Below are 19645 nucleotides of genomic sequence, written 5' to 3'. Positions count from 1 at the left end.
TGTTTTCTGTTTTACTATATGTTTGTCTGTATTCGGCAACGTCGCTGCAAAGTTACAAACTTCTTGCAAAAAAATCTACCAACAGCCTGTAAATCAACAATACAGGAATGATCTCAAAGCCTGCCACATAGAGAATCAGGTGCAATCCGCTTATTTTTAGCTCATTACGCAAGTTACTATATGCCAATATAAAACGATAAATAAGAATAAAAATTATCGAGATGACGGCAATGCTGAATGCCGCCTGCCTGATACCGCTATCAGAAAACGCCAGAAGCAGGATAAAAGGAAGGAGCAAAACAGCGAGTATTTTATTGATCATGAACACAATAAAGGCATAAGCTGCCGCTGCTTCTTCCTGCCCGAATATCCAGCCGGAAAATTTCAGAATAAAATATTTGAAGGTATAAATGGCCCCAATGGTAAAAAAACATAGGCCAAACATCATCCATGGTTTTTTTATGCTGCCGGTAAGATGATCAATAGTAAGATAGGCAAACAATGAAAGGCTGAAAACAAAGAAAATATTAAAAAGCAGGGTTGTCATACCAGCCTGCTGAAGCTGGTCTCTGATCTGCTTTTGCCGCGTTGAGCGCCAGAATACATTAAAGAGGTCGTTGAAATACTTTGGAAAACTAACACGTAATATCCCCAGGAAAAGAAGGGTAGCACAGATAATATAAAACAATTCGTCTTTATCGGATGCTTTGTACGGTTTGGATGCCATGTTAACCAGGCCCTCTTTTATATTATAATAAGGATGATCATTTATAAAAGCGGCTGTATAATCTCCGTAAGGAAAAGCCGAAACTTTTGCACTGTCTGCATTAACTGCCGGCATGGGCGCCTGCACCGGCGCTACCTGTTGTTGTATTCCTTCTATGCTATCCTTTTTTGCAACAGGAGCTACTGCCGGTTTCTTTTTTATAACCTTCTTTTGCGCGGTATCTGCAATGTGTATTGCAGCCGTATCCGGTTGTGGTTTTACAACAGCAGAATCATCTTGCGCACTTAGTGCAAAAACAAGTAAGCATTGAAATATTATAAAACAGATAAAGCTTCTCAAAAATGCCGGATTTAATTATTGCGCAAAAATATTCTAATACTATCTCTCAAATACATTTCCCTTAAAATAAACTCACTAATCCAAAATGTATTTTGGCCTGGCGAAAATTTAATGGCACATCGTCTCTTTTACCCACCGCATAGCTCAGGTTAAATATCCCAGCCTTTGTTTCAAACGCCATGCCCACACCAAACCCCATATAAGTATGCGCGGTTTGATTAATGGCTGTATATAATTCATTTTTCGCCCAACCACCATCTGCAAACCCAAAGAAATAAGAATTCAACCCGATAAAAAACCTGTACTCTGCGGTAATAACGCTGTATTTGGAAGCATATATACTTTCTTCATCAAAACCTCTCAATAATTTATAGCCGCCTATCTGGTACATTTCATTCTGAAAAATATTGCGGGTAAATATTCCCCCTGCATTTACCGCCACCTTTAAAGCAGATTGCTTGCCCATCTTAAAATAATGAGCGCCTGAAAAATTTATTCTTGCGAGATAGGTCTTTTTATCAAGCGTATCATAAAGTGATGCATAGTTAAAGTCATTACCACCAGCATCTTTGGTCATTTTTGTAACCGAGGTATTTGGCTTTATCTTACGGATACCAGCAGCAACTATAATATTATATTCATTGCCCCTGCGGGGATTGAATTTATAATCTGTATTATTAAAGATGTATTGCAGTCCAAGATTGGTTGTGCTTGCGTCAATGTAAGCAGGCAGTGTTTTGGTTACTCGTATCTGCGCAGTATCTATACCGGAGGGCAATACATTTGTTGTAGCATTTTGCAAAAAAACACTTGCGCTTTGCCTGCCGGTTGATATATATTGTATGCCGAATTTTGTATTCAGGTTAAGAAAGGAAGAATCTTTTTTCAGCAGATCAAAATTGAAATTAATACCGAAAGGCGTATTAAAAAGATAAGGATGTTCATATAACAAATGCAATCTCGGAGATTTAACCTGTATCTGCTGCCAGTTAACACCGAGGGTTTCTCCTGCGCCCAGCGCATTTTTCAGGTTGATATTAGCCTCGCCGGTTAACTGGAGTTTCGTTCTTCCCGGCGTGTTGGTTGCGGGTAAAAAGCCCACCAATACATCTACCTGGCTGCTCTTTTTAGGGTCAATATATAAATTCAATACCGAACCTGTGCCGGCCATCGACACATCCCAGGCTTTAATCTCTTTAAGATAAGGCAGCTCCAGCAAGCGCCTGCTCACATTCTGCAAACGCTCTTTTTTGTATAATGAACCGTTCTCTATGCCAAGGTATTTCTGCAGGAAAAAATTGGAGATTTTTGCCCTGCCATATACTCTTATACTGTCAATAATATATTCCGGGCCTTTTTTTGTATCCAGCTTTGCATAAAGCCCTGCATCAAGCATTGTCATGCTGTCCAGTACTATACTTGCAAAAGGGTGGCCATTGTTCTCATAATAATTCAGCATACGGTTTTGCCAGTATTGCAGTTGTACAAAATCAATGGGCTGCCCATTCACATACTTATCATTCCAGCCAATGGCAGAAAGCATTTGCCTGTCTGCATTATCTGTATTCAGCCTTATCCAGCGGTATGCTTCCCCAAGGTATAGCCATGCAGCAGCCGATGTTGAATCAAACACAAGGCTATCTACCGAAGCACCTGCATACCCTTTTAACCGCAATGCAGGCACAATTTTATCAATATATGCTTTACATACCAGCTGATTGGAAAACACATCCTGCAAATCAAGTGTATGCAATGAGAAGGTGGTATCTTTGTCAACAAAAAAATACCTGAGCCTGTAGGTTTGCTGGGCACTACCATGCAGGGAGAGCATCAGCAAAAAAAACAATCCTGAAACACAACGTAACCGGCTCATTATAACAAATCTAAAAGCATCAGTCTGAATTCAAAAATAGTATAACAGTTGGCAGGCATTTATATTCATATTCCTTTTTGTAAACAGGCTTGCTTGTACTGCAATTTCCACTTTTCTACCACACTGAAACAAAAGAACGATTTAATTGATGCTTTATTGAAAGAGATAGCAATGACAGCCTCTTTTGCCGCTGGCGAAACAATTGAAACCATTTATTTTGGCGGAGGTACACCCAGTCTGCTTTCAGCAGATGAATTGAGAAGTATTTTTTCTTTGCTGCATTCAAAGTTTATTATTGCTGATAACGCTGAAATTACCCTGGAAGCGAACCCGGATGATATCACCCCGCAAAACCTGGCGCGATGGAAACAAACCGGTATTAACAGGCTGAGCATAGGCATACAATCTTTTTTTGAAGAAGACCTGAAATGGATGAATCGTGCGCATAATGCCGAACAGGCTTTGCAATGCATAGCTGAAGCGCAGCAGGCAGGATTCAACAACCTGAGTGTTGATCTTATTTACGGCACGCCTACCCTTACAGATGAAAACTGGAAGTATAATGTGGACAGGGTATTGCAATTGCAGGTGCCGCATATAAGCTGTTATGCGCTTACTGTTGAGCCCAAAACAGCACTTCAGCAATTCATCAGCAAACACAAAATGCAGGATGTTGACCCCGATCAGCAGGCAAGACAATTCCTGCAATTAATATACTGGTTGAATAATGCAGGCTATGAACATTACGAGATATCCAACTTCTCACTACCGGGCAGGCGTAGTCGCCACAATACAGCTTACTGGCAGGGTAAAACTTATTACGGTTTCGGGCCATCTGCCCACTCGTTTAATGGTATAAATACAAGAAGCTGGAATGTTGCCAATAATGCTTTATATATAAAATCAATCAACCAGGATATATTACCGGTTGAGCAGGAAACACTAACTGAAACCCAGCAACTCAACGAATATATCATGACTTCGCTGCGCACAATGGAAGGCATTGATCTCATTAAAATTAAAAACGGCTTTGGAGCACATCACTACACCAATATTTTAAAAACAGCAGCTTCATTTACAGGCGGGAATATTATTTTGGATGAAGAGCATATTATACTAACGAATGAGGGGAAGTTATTTGCGGATGGATTAGCGGCGAAGTTGTTTCTTGATTAGTGATTAAGGATTTGTTTCAGAATTTTTAAGGGCTTCGAATTTTTAAAAGTTCAAGATACGCTTTGTAACAGTATATCAGTCGCCAGCATAAACACAACCCTATACAGTTGGCTACAACAAAACCATTACTACATTATATATATGAAAACACTTTGGTAAAATCAATTTAAAACATCCTATATTCACTTAAGAAAATAAAGCATGGGACACAATAAACTTGTGCAACGTTTTCGCCAATTTAATTCTCACTCATATTGAAATGCCCATAATAACCGCTTTGGATGTTGTAACAATAGAAAACTGAAAGAGGATTACATTAAACCTAAAATCAGTTTATGAAAACACTTGTGTTATCATTTACGCTTTTGTTCATTACTTTTTCAGCTTATGCGCAAAATATCAGTTCTACCCTTGAGATAAAGCCTTACTTCAGGTACGATAAATATCCAAAGTTTAGGTTTGATGATAATTCTATAGCAGCCAAAGATATCAGTATCCAGGGTAAAAGCTATGGAGTTTCTATCGCATATGGTCATGGAATTTCAGACAATTTGAGAGTGAAGTTTGCACTTGGCTACTATAGGCTTTCTTTCAATAAAATTGATGCGGAAGGCAGGTTTGGGGATGCTGGTGCAAGGGTAATAAATTATCCAAGTCCCTTGTTTATACCTTTTTCTACTAATAAATATTGGTATAATACGGTGTCAGTCTCTGCCGGTATTGAAAAAATATTTTCGTTAAAAAATGGCTTTTCTCTCTCTGGAGGCATGAATATTACCGATTCCTATTCTTTTTCGCAGTATTACAGAATTAAGCAGGATTACCCTACAGGCCCGCCGGATAATAAGTATATGCGTTATAAAAAAAGGAATGTTTCTGCCACTTTAGATTTACAAATGGGAATAAACAAACGATTGGGAAAAAGAATTGAACTTAGTCCGGTGATCAATCTGCCTGTTTTTAGCATTTGGGCTTTAGATGATGCTTTCTATGAAGGCAATAATCCTGAAAATAACGCTCTTTACAAGTCAAAATGGTTAATGGCCTATGGCGTTGGATTACAATTCATTTATTTACTTCATCCATAAATACTAAGCATATGAAAATTCACAAATCACTACTACCAATGCCATGTTTTTTATTTCTTATTATTTCATTGCCAATGGCACAAGTAAAGGCAAATAAAGCAATTCCAAACTTCGGAACAAGAAGTATTGGCATTTCCATTCCTGCCATCTGGAATAATTCCCAAGGCACCTATTATCAATTAGGAAATCCAAAACATCCAAAAGGAAGTGCTATAAGTTATGGGGTGAATATTAACTATTCTCAATCATTTTATAAGAGCGTCTATTGGAAATTAGGAATCGGTTATTTTCAACAAAACTTCAAAATAAGGAGACCATTTAACTATAATGACAATCCGGGACAATTAGGATACGCTACTCAGTCATACATTTACAACAATATTCATTTGTTTGCGGTAGCAGGCTATAAAAAAGCAGTAAACAATAACCTAATATTAAACGGTTGTGTTAGCTATAACTTTTTAAACTCCTTTCGTCAAAAATACATAGTAAACAATGATAATAAGGTATGGCAAATTAACCGAAGATCCATGCCGGTAGGGAACTTGATAATCTGTGATCTTGGTATTGAAAGAAGCATATCCCCAAAAATATCTTTTGGAACAAATCTTATCATTCCTGTTTATTCCCATTGGTATAAAGACGAAATATTTATCGGCAATAATTACGAGCAAAATGAACAACGAATAGCCCAAAACATATTTTCTGCAGGACTAAGCTTTTCATGTCAATATAACCTTTAAACTAAAAACCAATTGTATGAAACCTATTAAAAAAATCTTAGTATTACCGTTACTAATACTTTGCCTTTTATCAAAAGCTCAGGTAAGCACCAACATTAACAGTAGCGAATTGATAAGCGAAACAGGAAAGTTTATTAGATCCTATAAATCTAAAATTGATTTTGAAATCCCTGCTAAAAATATTCCTGATTTATTGCAGGCTGAAAAGAAAAGAAACACTGCAACAGCCGAAGTTCAACCATTCCAGATAGCAGTTCCGATCCAAATTGATCTGGATTTTACTAAATTAATAGAATGGAATTATGATGATACTTTTGCTTATGGAAAATTTTCCATCAAACTCAATGGCGCATTGTCCTCAAGCATAAATTTTGACAGCTTCTATTTGCCGGAAAAGACAGAAATGTATATATACAACGAAAGAGGGAATATGATTACCGGGCCTATAACAGAAGCTGAAAATAACGCTAACAACATATGGGGAAGCTGGGTTCTTAAAGGGGAGTTTCTTATAACTGAAATTAAAACACCCATCTCAACATTAAAAAGACTTATTCTACACTCAAATAATATTGCCTACGGATATAAAGAGGTATATCAGGTGTCAGGGTTCGGGCAATCAGCCGCCTGTGAAATTAATGTATTATGCCCATTGGGCAATGGATGGCAAAACGAGAGAAATTCTGTTTCATTATTACTTAGTGATAATGGAAGCGCATGGTGCAGTGGTTGTTTAGTAATGAATACATGCAATACAAATAGACCATTTTATCTGACAGCAAACCATTGTTTTAATCCTCCAAATCTACCACAGCAAAATGTAGCCGCATGGCGATTTACATTCCAGGCCTGGAGTCCTACATGCGACCCTTCACAAAATTCAAATGGCGTAACATATAATGGTTCCACATTACGAGCTAACTGGGCAGGTTCAGATTTTTGTTTGATAGAATTAAATAACACCCCGCCCACAACCTCTGGTATTAATTATGCAGGATGGAATAGAAATACGAATGGAATTACACAAACTACACTTATTCATCATCCACAAGGTGATGTAATGAAAATAACGAACGATATAAATGCCCCTACATTCGGCAATTTTTCAGGCGCACAATGCTGGCATTTACTAACAGATAATGGCACAACGGAAGGCGGATCTTCCGGTTCGCCCTATTTCGACCAAAACCACAGAATTATAGGACAGCATTTTGGAATTGATGACGCAAACCTTCCCGTTTGTCAGCAGGTTAGCAAATATGGCGGTCGCTTTGATATTTCCTGGGCAGGTGGTGGCACTAATGCCACCAGGCTCAGCAACTGGCTTGATCCAAATAACACAGGCACCATAACAACCAATACTACCAATGTGTCAGCGTTAGTGCCTCCGGTCATAACCGGAGATGTCAGTACATGGTGTAGTTATTCAAACCGCATCTTTACAGTTACTGCTACGGCAGGTACTACTTATACCTGGGCAGTTAATGATAAGCTAAATATTCTTTCAGGGCAGGGTACTAACCAGGTTACTGTAAGCCCCGGGTATAACGGTACCGGCGTTTTAACCCTTACAAGAACTGTATGCGGCGTTGTTTATACCGAAAATATAAATATTAATGTAGCAGCTTCAGGTATCGGCGGTACCATAAGGCAGACCGGGCAGGCTAATAAGCAAATGAATACCGTTAATTTCATTAAAGCCGGCACTGCCGATGTAGACCTGGTGCTACCAGGCTCAACCTCCATAAGCTGCACCCGAACTTCCGGTTCTGGCACGTGGTACTATAACAGCTCAGGCAAAATTCTCACTATGAATTTATCAGCAGGGCAAAGCGCTGATTTTTATATGAGCGGAACAGGCAGTTGCGGCGCTACCAGCAGAACGGTATCTTTTACGGTTAGCTCCGGTGGCTATGGATACCTCCTTTCACCTAACCCGGCAAATGATTATGTAACCGTAACGGCGGTAAAAGATGAAAATGCGCCTGAAGGAAAAGCAGCCTGGGATGAAGACCTGAGCTATGAGGTTGCGGTATATAATGTTAACCAGGCGCTTATAACAAAAAGCAGGAATGTAAAAGGGCAAAAACAAGTTAAGCTGAATATCGGCGGGCTTGCTAAAGGTGCATACTTTGTTGTAATAAAAAATGGAAACAATATTTCATCTCAGCAGCTTATCATTAAATAAACGGCATAAAAAACTATACTGCAGAGATCAGATGATTCAACGCTCCTAACAGCAGGTTAGGGGCGTTTTTTGTAAATATTTTTTACCGCCTGGTTCACTACCAATATCACTACCATTATTATGATAGCGCTGCTGCTGAATATGGTATAGGAGAAGGGCATTTGCAATGTTTTCTGATACTAATATACAAAACAGGGCTGAAGCTTTTTGTTAAGAAAGGATGAACGGAAGCTACCAAACCGTTGGAATTATTCCTCTTACGCCCATATCCACCACTGTTTCCCCTTTTGCCGGATCCCATTTACCGTTCTTTACTACTTCCTGCCATTCAAAGCTTTTATTGGTAGAAACAGCCACTTCTATAATAATGTTCTCTGTTTCTTTGCCGGTTATGGTTAGTTTGCTGCCTGCAAAAGCCCCGGTAACCACACCTGAACCTGCCGGAACAGGCGACGTGGTATAGATCGGATTGACCTCCGTAGTTACAGCCGCCTGCCCGAAAATAGTATCTACTTTACTGAAATCCTCGTAGCTGATATTGCTCTCAAATCCCCAATACCCCTGGCTGCGGTTTTCGTTTATACCGATAACCTGCGAATTGATTTGATATGAGGTGATATAAGTATTATAGCCAATAAAAGAAGCAAGCGTGCCCGAAAAGTCCTGGTCAATATGCAATGTATCGCCAATGTTTTCATCTACATGATATTGTATGGTACAATGCTGGTAAGCCGGCAACAGGCGCAACCATTCATATGTTCCGGCCGCAACATCTTTTAAAGGAATAGCAAAAAACACTTCATTATTCCCGGCAAGCACCGATCTGTCAAAATAAATAGCGCTATCGCCGCCAAGGGCTGTTTCTTCCCCTTTATAAATAACAGCACCGTTACCCAATGTGGTAGTATTTGAAGGAACAAGCTCAATATAATGAACGCTCATTTTGCTTATTGCCGGGCTTTGCGCTCCATGATCTTCCGGCAATGCTGACGGTTGCCCTATATTATTTAAGCGCTCCTGAGTAGAATCAAACCTGAACCTGAAAATTAAATTAGGTTCAACAGCCACTTCATCTTCTTTTTTACAGGAAATGATCCCCAAACATATCAGTATGCAAAACAGGTAAAACTTCACGTTGTGCTATTTGATTTGCAAACGAAATTAGCTTTTCAAAAATTGCTTTGCAATAAAAGAGAAGACATCAGTTATTTAATTTAACAAAGCCTCCATCAATCGGGTAATCACAACCGGTAATAAAAGAAGCTTCGTCTGAACAAAGGTATAAGGCGAGATAAGCAATTTCCTCCGGTTTTGCCATTCTCCCTATCGGCTGGGTTTTAGAAAGTTTTTCAAACATTTCCGCTTCTTTGCCAGGGTAATTCTTTGCCAGAAAACCGTCAACAAAAGGTGTATGCACTCTTGCCGGCGAAATAGCGTTGCAACGGATATTGTACTTCATGTAATCTTTAGCCACAGAAAGCGTCATGGCGGCTACAGCTCCCTTGGCAGTTGAATAAACAAACCTGTCGGGTATACCCACCATTGCGGCAATAGAAGCCATATTTAAAATAGAACCGCCTTTTTCTTTCATAAAGGGAATGACTTCATGCAGGCAATTGTATACGCCTTTGATATTTACAGATACAATACGGTCAAAATCTTCTTCACTGGTATTATCCGCCTGACCTACATGAGCAATACCCGCATTATTCACCAGGATATCAATTGAACCATGTTTAGCGGTAATTTCTGCCGCTACTGCCTTCACGTTTTTCTGATCGGCAACATTGCATTTATAAAACGCGGCTTTGTTACCTGCATCAACTATTTCCTGCACGGTAGCGCTGCCGCCTTTTTCATCCATATCAAGCACATATACCTGCGCTCCCTGCCTTGCAAAAACTGTTGTAATAGCCTTTCCTATTCCGCTTCCCCCACCGGTAATAATGGCGGTTTTGTTGTTAAGTGTGAACATGATGAGATTTCTGATTTGAAATTTTAAATTTGAGATTGTGCGGGTTGCGGAAACAGGTTTAAAGTTTATGGTTTTAGTTTATGGTTCAGTTACCACTTTTACAAAGATACTCCTCTCTTCCACGGAATAAAATCATCCTGGTTGAGCTGTACGGCTTTGGGAATTACTTCGCCACTGGCTGCTTTTATACAGTATTCCAGTATCTCTTCTCCCATTTGTTCAATGGTTTTTTCTCCTTCAATAATTCCGCCGGTATCTATATCAATAATATCTTTCATTCTTCTTGCCAAAGATGAATTGGTGGCTACTTTAATGGTTGGGCAAACAGGATTACCGGTTGGCGTTCCCAGTCCGGTAGTAAACAATATCAATGTAGCACCAGAGGCCGTTTTACCGGTTGTTGCTTCCACATCATTGCCCGGTGTACAAACCAGGCTCAATCCCGGTTTTTTCACTTTCTCTGTATAATCCAGCACATCAACCACAGGAGATGTACCGCCTTTCTTAGCAGCACCGGTTGATTTTATAGCATCAGTGATCAACCCGTCTTTAATATTACCGGGAGAAGGGTTCATGTGAAATCCAGAACCCACTTTATGTGCCAGCTCATCATAGTTACGCATAAGCGTAATAAATTTTTGGGCAGTTGCTTCATCCACCGAACGGTCAATCAGCTCCTGCTCTGCCCCACACAATTCCGGGAACTCAGCCAATAACACTTTTGCGCCTAACCCTACCAGTAAGTCTGCGCAATAGCCCACCGCCGGGTTTGCAGATATACCACTGAATCCATCACTGCCGCCACACTTAACGCCTACACACATTTCCGATAAAGGAGCGGGAGTACGTTCGAGTTTATTTAATTCAACAAGCCCCTCAAAAGTTTTACGAATAGCTTCTGCCACCAGTTGCTCTTCACTTTGTGATTGCTGCTGCTCAAAAACATATAACGGTTTATCAAAACCAGGATTTCTTTCTTTCAAATATTTCAGATAGTCCTGCACCTGCAGGTTCTGGCAACCCAGACTCAACACGGTAATACCCCCAACATTAGGATGATCAGAATAGGCAGCGAGCAATTCACCCAGCGTTTTGGCATCCTGCCGGGTACCGCCGCAACCCATCTGGTGATTCAGGAATTTTATGCCATCTATATTTTTAAATACCCTGCGTTGTTTAGGATCGGGTTGTAAAGCTGTGATATCAACACTGCCCAGATCTGCACCTTCTTTAAAGGCATCCACCAAAGATTTAGCATAGGATTTATACTTATCAGTTACGGCGTATCCCAATTCATTGTGCAAAGCTTCCCTTATTACATCAAGATTCCTGTTTTCGCAGAACACGGTGGGCAGAAAAAGCCAGTAATTGGCCGTTCCCACTCTTCCATCGCTACGTTTGTAACCATTAAAGGTTCTGCCGGCAAATTTTGATACGTCCGGCGCATGCCACTCATATTTTGCAGCACGATAAGCATAAGCATCAGCCGCATGTTTGGTATTATCGGTTGTCATTCTGCCGCCTTTCGGCACATCAAACTGGATTTTACCTACCAGCACGCCATACATATATACAGAGTCGCCGGCCTTCATATCGTCAATAAAAAACTTATGCTTGGCGTCAACATCATCAACCAGCGTATAACTGTTTCCGTTATGCTCAATTACTTCACCTTTTTTCAGGTTTGTGAGGACAACCAATACATTATCCTTGGGATGTATTTTCAGAACTCTTGCTTTCATCGTTCAAAAATTAGTGGAATATCCGGGGTTTAAATAGTAGAACAGGCAGCGAAATTATTAAAATGGGGGGTGATAATAAAAATTGAATTTGCGGGTAAGCGGTGAGTATATTGAATACGGAAATATCTCTGCTGAAAAATTATATCATTATAATAATGGCGAAATCAGCCTTGCTGTTTTTTCTATCATCTCTTTATAAAGCGGTCGCTTATCCCATTTTTCTATATCCACCAGTTCCGCGTCTTTAATGTCGTTATAAAAAACATCTGCCATCTGGTTAGCGATTTCCTTATCGTATACAATAGCATTTACTTCAAAATTCAGATCAAAACTCCTGTAGTCCATATTAGCTGTGCCAACTACAGAAAGCTTTCTGTCGGCAACAAGTGTTTTAGCATGTACAAATCCTTTCCTGTATAAATATATTTCAATACCTGCTCTTGCGAGATCACCGTAATATGACCTAGCGGCTGCATTCACTATTATGGAATCAGATTTATCAGGCACTAAAACTTTTACTTTAACGCCACCCATTGCCGATACCAGCAACGCATCAATAACACTTTCGCCGGGGATGAAGTAGGGTGTGGTAATTAATATTTCCTGGGTGGCAAGATTAATAGCCTGTAAAATAGAAAACAAAATAACAGGCACTTCTGAATCTGGTCCGCTGGCTGCAATCTGCACTATTTTGTTTCCTGCTTTAGGTATAGATGAATATTCAGGAAAGAACGCTTCATTTGGCTTTAAATGATCTTTAGCACAAAAATTCCAGTCGCACATAAAAAGATATTGGAGATACCTTACACCGGAGCCCTGAATATAAAGATGAGTATCACGCCAGAAGAGCTTGTTTTCTTTTGCGTTAATATACCTGTCGCTAACATTAATCCCACCAATAAATCCGATGGTTCCATCTATTACAATTATTTTGCGATGGTTTCTGTAATTAAGCCGGTTGGCCAGTGCAACAAAAATTATTTTATGAAACGGAAAAGTCTGCACATGATTACTCCTTAATCGCCTAGACAATGTGCGGCGGATAGAGCGGCTGCCAAAATCATCATATATAAATCTCACCTCAACGCCTTCTTTTGCTTTGCGTATAAGAATTTCCTCCACAGTTTTTCCTATTTCATCATCCTCAAAAATGTAATACTCTATATGAATATGGTGTTTTGCTTTTTCTAATGCAGCAATAACTTCAGGAAATTTTGATTCCCCGTTAATCAGCAGCTTTACATCATTATCGCCGGTTAATGTGCTCATACTGCCATTCACCAGCATATAAGCAAGTTCACGGTTGCTTTCCAATAGCGCTTTGTTTTCATTGTAGGTTTTTTGAGAAGACTGCAATGATTGTATCCTTATTTTTTCAGCAAGCACATCATCGGCAACCAGCTTTTTGTCATACATTCTTCGCTTCCTGTAATTAATGCCAAAAGAGAAATATATGATTGCGCCGATTACAGGGATAAATACTACCAACAGAAGATATGCCAGCGTTTTTATATTGTTCTGCGTATCATAAATAATGCGGAAGCAAACAAGAATAAGGGCGATAATATAAAGTATTTCGAAAAGTAACAGCCAGTTCATAATGTAGAACGCTTATAGTATATTGTTTTGGATAAAGGAGTTGCCGGAAAATGATTGCATTCTTTATAAGAAAGATACTAATTTATTGTGAGCAGGAGTGTAAGTAGTTCTGCATTTCAAAGGCGTTTGATAATAACGATCAGCATTCCTGTAAAACAGAAAAGTTTAGATGCTTCATTCATCTAAACTTTTCTGTTTTGATTTCAACAATATTTTATCAACTCGCCCAGGCCCTGTCGCCTTTTTTATATGCTACACAACCCTCGTATTTTCCGGGTACTGCTACATAGCGCAAGGCTTGTGTAGCCCCGGGTTCAGAAGTAAAATAGCCAAGCAGGGTAAGCTCTTTCATCATTCTGAAGTAATGCTTGGGGTCTTCATTCTTTTTAGAAGCCATATAATCTTTGGCTTCTTTATCAATATCAATCAACAGCGCTTTACGTTCTTCGGCACTGCTATCCATAAATGATTTGTTGTTTTTTTTCTTACTGGCTTCTTCCAGTTTTTTCATTCCATCAATAAACACCTTTTGATCAGCTTCAGGATAACAGTCCGTTACCATCACTGTCATAAAAGCGCCAACCTTAGCAGCCTTGGCGCCGGGAGTATCTGTTGCAGGTATTATTGTTTCTGCTATTTCATCAAGATAGGCAGCGTCTGTAGCAGCAAACAAAGGTTTAGCGCTGCTATCATCGCTGCTTTTTTTATCAGCAGGTTTACATCCTTCTAAAAAAGCGTTAGCGCCAATCACGGTTCCTCCAAGTATCAGGGCAACTCTCGATAAGGCATCACGTCTGTTCATATAATTCGTTTTTAAGATTGTCAAAAAAATTTTTAACCCTTACATTAAAGATTTTGTTTCTTTAATTCACTAAATGCATGATCAACAGCTCTTGCTGTAAAAGCCATATAAGTAAGAGATGGATTTACGCAACCCGCTGAAGTCATGAACGCCCCATCTGTTACAAATACATTCGGCGCATCCCATACCTGGTTAAATTTATTCAAAACAGATGTTTTAGGATCGTGCCCCATACGTGCGGTTCCCATTTCATGTATACCTCTTCCTAAAGTGCCGTCTCCTTCGCGCCCCTGCACATTTTTTACGCCGGCAGCTTCCAGCATTTCAATAGCATCGCTCAGCATATCCTTGCGCATTTTCTTTTCATTCTCTTTATACTCAACATCCATAGCCAGTACAGGTAAGCCCCATTTATCTACACGTTGCTTTCCGTTTTTATCAGGAACAGGGCGCATACCAAGGTCTTTGCCGGTAACGGGATCATTGAATTGCTCCATTTTATCACCGTAGGTATTCTTATCAATATATATCCTGTTTTCATGGTAAGGCAGTGTTTCACCAAAGCCTCCTATACCCATTGTCCATACACCTGGCTCAACCAACGCATTCTTAAGGTCTGCTCCCAGGGACACCTCTTCTGCCGAACGGCTGTAACCGCCCCTGCTTCCTCCTCCCTGGTAGCCAAAGCCACGGAGATAGTCTCTCTTATCGCCAAAGAAATTCCTGTAACGTGGAATATAAATACCATTGGCACGACGACCAAAATAGTATTTATCTTCATAGCCATCCACTACTCCACCGGCGCCTACACCAAGGTGATGATCCATTACATTGTGCCCCAGTTCTCCGCTGCTGCTTCCAAGCCCATCGGGCCATATATCTGTTGCAGAATTCATCAACACCCATGCACTGTTAAGTGCAGATGCATTAAGGAAAATAATTTTGGCAGTATACGTATATGTCTTGTTACTTTCAGCATCCAGCACTTCAACGCCGGTAGCTCTTTTTGTATCCTTATCGTATAAAATTTTGGTAACAATGCTCCAGGGGCGCAGTGTGAGGTTGCCTGTTTTCATAGCGGCAGGCAATGTAGAAGATTGTGTGCTGAAATAAGCGCCATAAGGGCAACCCAACCAGCATTTATTGCGGAACTGGCAATTTTGTCTTCCCTGATCGGTAAAAGGAACAGTAATATTAGCTGTGCGGCCAATAATCATTTTTCTTTTGCCGCCGAATTTTTCTTTTATGCGGGCTGCCACATCTTTTTCAACACAGGTCATTTCCATAGGAGGTAAAAATTGTCCGTCGGGCAATTCCGGCAATCCTTCTTTTGATCCACTTATGCCGGCAAATCTTTCAACATGATCATACCAGGGAGCAATTTCTTTATAGCGAACCGGCCAGTCAACGCCAACCCCTTCTTTTGCGTTTGCCTCAAAATCCCAGTCACCCAAACGGTAGCTCTGCCTGCCCCACATTAATGAACGCCCACCAACATGGTAGCCACGGAACCAGTCAAAACGTTTGATTTCTGTATAAGGATTTTCCTTATCGCTGCACCAGTAATCGAGGTTGGTTTCATTTAAAGGATAATCTCTTTTCAATACAGGATAATCATGAACCATCTGTTGCGTGCGCCCGCCTCTGTGCGGAAACTCCCACGGATTTTTGTTGGCATTTACATAATCTTTTACGTGTTCAATATTTCTCCCACGTTCCAGCATAATTACTTTCAGTCCTTTTTCGGTCAACTCTTTTGCGGCCCATCCGCCACTTATTCCCGAGCCAATTACAATAGCATCATAAACGTTTTCCGGCATAAGTTATAGTTTAATCAATTAGCAATCTGTTTTTAATAAATTATTAAAAATATATGTGACTGGATTATACATCGCAAATTTTTACCGCAGCTTCTAGTGATGCAATCTGTCCTTGAGCATCTTTGGGTGTAGGGATGAATTCCTGCGCTACATATCCTTTAAAGCCAATATCAATGATAGCTTTCATTATAGCAGGGTAATACAATTCCTGGGTCTCGTTTATTTCCCTTCTGCCGGGAACACCGCCTGTATGATAATGAGAAATATAAGGGTGATATTCTTTAATTGTTCTTATCACATCTCCCTCATCAATCTGCATATGATATATGTCGTACAGCAATTTGAAATTTTCAGATCCAATGCGTTTGGCCAATTCTACCCCCCAGGCTGTTCTGTCGCATTGGTAATCTTTGTGGTCAATTTTACTGTTGAGCAGTTCCATTACCAGTGTTACCTTATATTTTTCAGCAATACCTATTACCTGTTTTAAACCATCGGCACAGTTTTTCCAGCCGGTTTCATTGTCGAGATTCCGCCTGCTGCCACTGAAGCAAATAAGTTGCTTATAGCCTGCTTTAGCAACAAGAGGTATCATTTCGCTGTAATTTTTTATTAACTGCGGATGAAACTCGGTATGATTCCAGCCATCCTCAAGATTTATTTCGGCCCCGTTGCACATAGAAGAATAAATACCATATTTCTGCAGTACCGGCCAATCCTTTGGTCCAATAAGATCAATAGCATTGATGCCTAATTTCTTTACAGACGCGCAAAACTCTTCCAGGGATATGCTGCCATAACACCAGCGGCATACCGAATGATTGATATTTCCTTTCATATTATAATTGCTTTCTTCCCCACGTTTGGAAGAAACAGAACCGGCAAATGCCGGCGTGGTGCCTATTGCCAGAGAACCTGCAATAATATGCTTTATGGCACGCCTGCGTGGATTCGATGATGAAGTGGACATAACCTTATAACTGGCAGTTAAGGTAGGAAATGTTTTATAAATAAATTTCTTTTTGATTGTTAAGCTGCATTTTTTTGAGAATTCTTAAAAGGGAGAAATAAGGTGGCTATATTAAAATTAATGCTGTGAACCAATACAGTTGTAAAATTATTTCACATAAAAAGAAATTGCAGTAAACGTAAATGTTTTATTTTTAATCCCTCTTCAGATTTTTTATCACGTTAATATTTTTTTCATGAACAGAAAATTAAAAATGGGAATGGTAGGCGGAGGCAAGGATGCCTTCATCGGCGCCGTTCATCGTATTGCTGCCAACATGGATGGCCTGATTGAATTAGCTTGTGGCGCACTAAGCCACAATCCTGATATCGCAAAAGATTCCGCAAAGTCATTATTTCTTCCTGAAAGCAGAACATATACTACCTACCAGGAAATGATAAAAGCGGAAGCAAAGCTTCCGGAAGGTGAACGTATGGATTTTTTAACCATTGTTACACCGAACTTCGTACACTTTGATCCTGCATATATGGCACTGGATAATGGCTTTAATGTAGTGGTTGAAAAGCCAATCACGTTTACTTTGGATGAAGCTAAAAAGCTGCAAAAAAAGGTTGAAGAAACAGGACTTGTTCTTGCATTAACGCATACCTATTCCGGCTACCCGATGGTTAAGCAGGCAAAGCAAATGGTAAAGGATGGTGCATTGGGAAAGATCAAAAAAATAATAGTAGAATATCCGCAGGGGTGGTTAACCCGCATGAGCGAAAGGGAAGGTAATGCACAGGCCGCATGGAGAACAGATCCATCTAAATCAGGTAAATCTGGTTGCATGGGAGATATCGGTACACATGCCGCGCATCTGGCAGAATACATTACCGGTTCACGTATAACAAAGCTCTGTGCGGATTTAAATATTATGGTTCCGGGCCGTGCACTTGATGATGATGGAAATGTGTTGTTGAAATTTGACAACGGCGCGGCAGGAGTGCTTATAGCATCGCAGATTGCCGCCGGTGAAGAAAACGCGCTTAAGATAAGGGTGTATGGCGATAAAGGCGGACTGGAATGGGCGCAGCAGGAACCTAACACTTTATTGCTGAAATGGCTTGATAGACCTACAGAAATATACAGAACAGGCGGCGGTTACCTCAGCAGTTTTGCCAAGCATAATACGCGGGTGCCGGCAGGTCACCCCGAAGGTTATCTTGAAGCTTTCGGTAATATCTATCGCAATTTTGCGCTTACTCTTTCCGCAAAGCTTGATGGCACAACACCTACTACAGAAATGCTGGATTTTCCAACAGCGGCTGATGGTGTAAGAGGTATGGCGTTTATTGATAATGTGGTGAAGAGCGGAGGAAGCAGCGAAAAATGGACTGATTTTACGGTGTAGGGTACAGCGTGTAGAGACAAGGTATGCCTTGTCTCTACCTAATAACCGGCAAATGGCAAACCACAGACATCAAACCTGTGTTTTTTGCCCTCTACCCTTCACCTTCCACCTTATTTAAGAATTTTAAAATTTTATAGTCATGACGAACGTACAGGGCCCCGGTATTTTCCTTGCCCAGTTTTTAGGCGATAAAGCGCCTTTCAATAATTTAAAATCTATTTGCGAATGGGCGGCAGGCTTGGGTTATGTGGGTGTGCAGATACCAACATGGGCTACCCATATTATTGACATAGATAAAGCGGCTGAAAGCAAAACCTATGCAGATGAAATAAAAGGTGTGGTAAACGAAGCCGGATTACAGATCACAGAACTAGCCTCTCATATAATCGGGCAGTTGGTTGCTGTGCATCCGGCATATGATGCACTGTTTGATGGCTTTGCCCCGGCGCAATATCATAATAATCCAAAGGCCCGTACAGAATGGGCGGTAAAGCATCTGAAAAACGCGGCCAAAGCTTCCAGGAATCTTGGCTTGAATGCGCATGCTACCTTTAGCGGTGCCTTATTATGGCATACGGTATATCCATGGCCGCAACGCCCTGCCGGATTGGTAGAAACCGGGTTTACCGAATTGGCTAACCGCTGGTTGCCCATATTAAATGAATTTGATGCGCAGGGAATTGACCTGTGCTATGAAATACATCCCGGCGAGGATTTACATGATGGCATTACCTACGAAATGTTTCTGGAGAAAGTTAAAAATCACCCGAGAGCCTGCCTGCTGTATGATCCAAGCCATTTTGTATTGCAATGCTTAAACTATCTGGATTATATCGATAATTACCATGAGCGCATCCGCATGTTCCATGTAAAAGACGCGGAGTTTAACCCAACAGGTAAACAAGGTGTATATGGTGGCTACCAGGGCTGGGTGGAACGTGCTGGTCGTTTCCGCTCGTTGGGCGACGGACAGGTTGATTTTAAATCTATTTTCAGTAAACTGGCAGCCTACAATTATAAAGGATGGGCTGTGCTGGAATGGGAATGTGCACTGAAACACCCTGAACAGGGAGCTGCTGAAGGAGCGCCGTTCATTAAAAATCATATTATTCGTGTTACAGAGCACGCATTTGATGATTTTGCCGGAACAGGCAGCGACGAAAAATTTAATCGCAAGGTTTTGGGGCTTGAGTAGTTTTTCTTCGGATAT

Annotated in this window: 15 protein-coding genes; 6 read left to right on the top strand and 9 right to left on the bottom strand. The window is 40.5% G+C overall.

Annotated elements, in window-relative coordinates; all coding sequences use genetic code 11:
• Positions 1-52 precede the first annotated feature (52 nt).
• Positions 53-1066, bottom strand: coding sequence for a DUF4271 domain-containing protein (locus DC498_RS14445; protein ID WP_116874879.1), 1014 nt, complete (start codon positions 1064-1066; stop codon positions 53-55).
• Positions 1067-1127: 61 nt separating this feature from the next.
• On the bottom strand, positions 1128-2939 hold the full coding sequence (locus DC498_RS14440) for a hypothetical protein (protein ID WP_133176860.1): 1812 nt from the start codon (positions 2937-2939) through the stop codon (positions 1128-1130).
• A gap of 48 nt (positions 2940-2987) precedes the next feature.
• Between DC498_RS14440 and hemW the strand changes: the two genes are divergently transcribed.
• The 4 genes from hemW to DC498_RS14420 all read left to right on the top strand — a co-directional run bounded on the left by hemW (position 2988) and on the right by DC498_RS14420 (position 8134).
• Positions 2988-4115, top strand: a complete 1128-nt coding sequence (gene hemW / locus DC498_RS14435) for a radical SAM family heme chaperone HemW (RefSeq protein ID WP_116874877.1) — start codon at positions 2988-2990, stop codon at positions 4113-4115.
• 335 nt (positions 4116-4450) lie between these two features.
• Complete coding sequence (locus tag DC498_RS14430; protein WP_116874876.1) at positions 4451-5203, top strand: hypothetical protein; 753 nt, start codon at positions 4451-4453, stop codon at positions 5201-5203.
• Positions 5204-5214: 11 nt separating this feature from the next.
• Complete coding sequence (locus DC498_RS14425; RefSeq protein ID WP_133176859.1) at positions 5215-5946, top strand: hypothetical protein; 732 nt, start codon at positions 5215-5217, stop codon at positions 5944-5946.
• Between the two features lie 16 nt (positions 5947-5962).
• Positions 5963-8134, top strand: a complete 2172-nt coding sequence (locus tag DC498_RS14420; protein ID WP_116874874.1) for a T9SS type A sorting domain-containing protein — start codon at positions 5963-5965, stop codon at positions 8132-8134.
• A gap of 231 nt (positions 8135-8365) precedes the next feature.
• Here DC498_RS14420 and DC498_RS14415 read toward each other — a convergent pair whose 3' ends face one another.
• From DC498_RS14415 to DC498_RS14385, 7 genes are all read right to left on the bottom strand, one after another.
• Positions 8366-9268, bottom strand: coding sequence for a hypothetical protein (locus DC498_RS14415; RefSeq protein WP_133176858.1), 903 nt, complete (start codon positions 9266-9268; stop codon positions 8366-8368).
• A 67-nt stretch (positions 9269-9335) separates the two neighbouring features.
• A complete protein-coding gene (locus DC498_RS14410) occupies positions 9336-10109 on the bottom strand; it encodes an SDR family NAD(P)-dependent oxidoreductase (protein WP_116874872.1) in 774 nt (257 codons plus the stop codon).
• 98 nt (positions 10110-10207) lie between these two features.
• Entirely contained in the window at positions 10208-11851 is a 1644-nt protein-coding gene (locus DC498_RS14405) for a UxaA family hydrolase (RefSeq protein WP_116874871.1), read from the bottom strand.
• Between the two features lie 147 nt (positions 11852-11998).
• Positions 11999-13450 carry a cardiolipin synthase gene (cls, locus tag DC498_RS14400; protein ID WP_116874870.1) on the bottom strand — a complete coding sequence of 484 codons (1452 nt, stop codon included), beginning with the start codon at positions 13448-13450 and terminating at the stop codon, positions 11999-12001.
• 217 nt (positions 13451-13667) lie between these two features.
• Positions 13668-14252 (bottom strand): gluconate 2-dehydrogenase subunit 3 family protein, encoded by a 585-nt coding sequence (locus tag DC498_RS14395; RefSeq protein WP_116874869.1) that lies wholly within the window; start codon positions 14250-14252, stop codon positions 13668-13670.
• A gap of 44 nt (positions 14253-14296) precedes the next feature.
• A complete protein-coding gene (locus DC498_RS14390) occupies positions 14297-16072 on the bottom strand; it encodes a GMC oxidoreductase (RefSeq protein ID WP_116874868.1) in 1776 nt (591 codons plus the stop codon).
• A 64-nt stretch (positions 16073-16136) separates the two neighbouring features.
• On the bottom strand, positions 16137-17042 hold the full coding sequence (locus DC498_RS14385; RefSeq protein ID WP_116874867.1) for a hydroxypyruvate isomerase family protein: 906 nt from the start codon (positions 17040-17042) through the stop codon (positions 16137-16139).
• A gap of 235 nt (positions 17043-17277) precedes the next feature.
• Here DC498_RS14385 and DC498_RS14380 point away from each other — a divergent pair, with 235 nt between their 5' ends.
• Positions 17278-18435 (top strand): Gfo/Idh/MocA family protein, encoded by a 1158-nt coding sequence (locus DC498_RS14380; RefSeq protein ID WP_116874866.1) that lies wholly within the window; start codon positions 17278-17280, stop codon positions 18433-18435.
• Positions 18436-18574: 139 nt separating this feature from the next.
• Positions 18575-19630: a sugar phosphate isomerase/epimerase family protein gene (locus DC498_RS14375; protein WP_116874865.1), complete on the top strand. Its 1056-nt coding sequence runs from the start codon at positions 18575-18577 to the stop codon at positions 19628-19630.
• Positions 19631-19645: the final 15 nt, after the last annotated feature.

Origin of the sequence: Terrimonas sp., from assembly GCF_003075435.1 — a bacterium.
Classification (GTDB): Bacteria; Bacteroidota; Bacteroidia; order Chitinophagales; family Chitinophagaceae; genus Agriterribacter.
The sequence above is the reverse complement of the archived record's forward strand: the minus strand, read 5'-3'. Positions and strand labels throughout refer to the sequence as shown.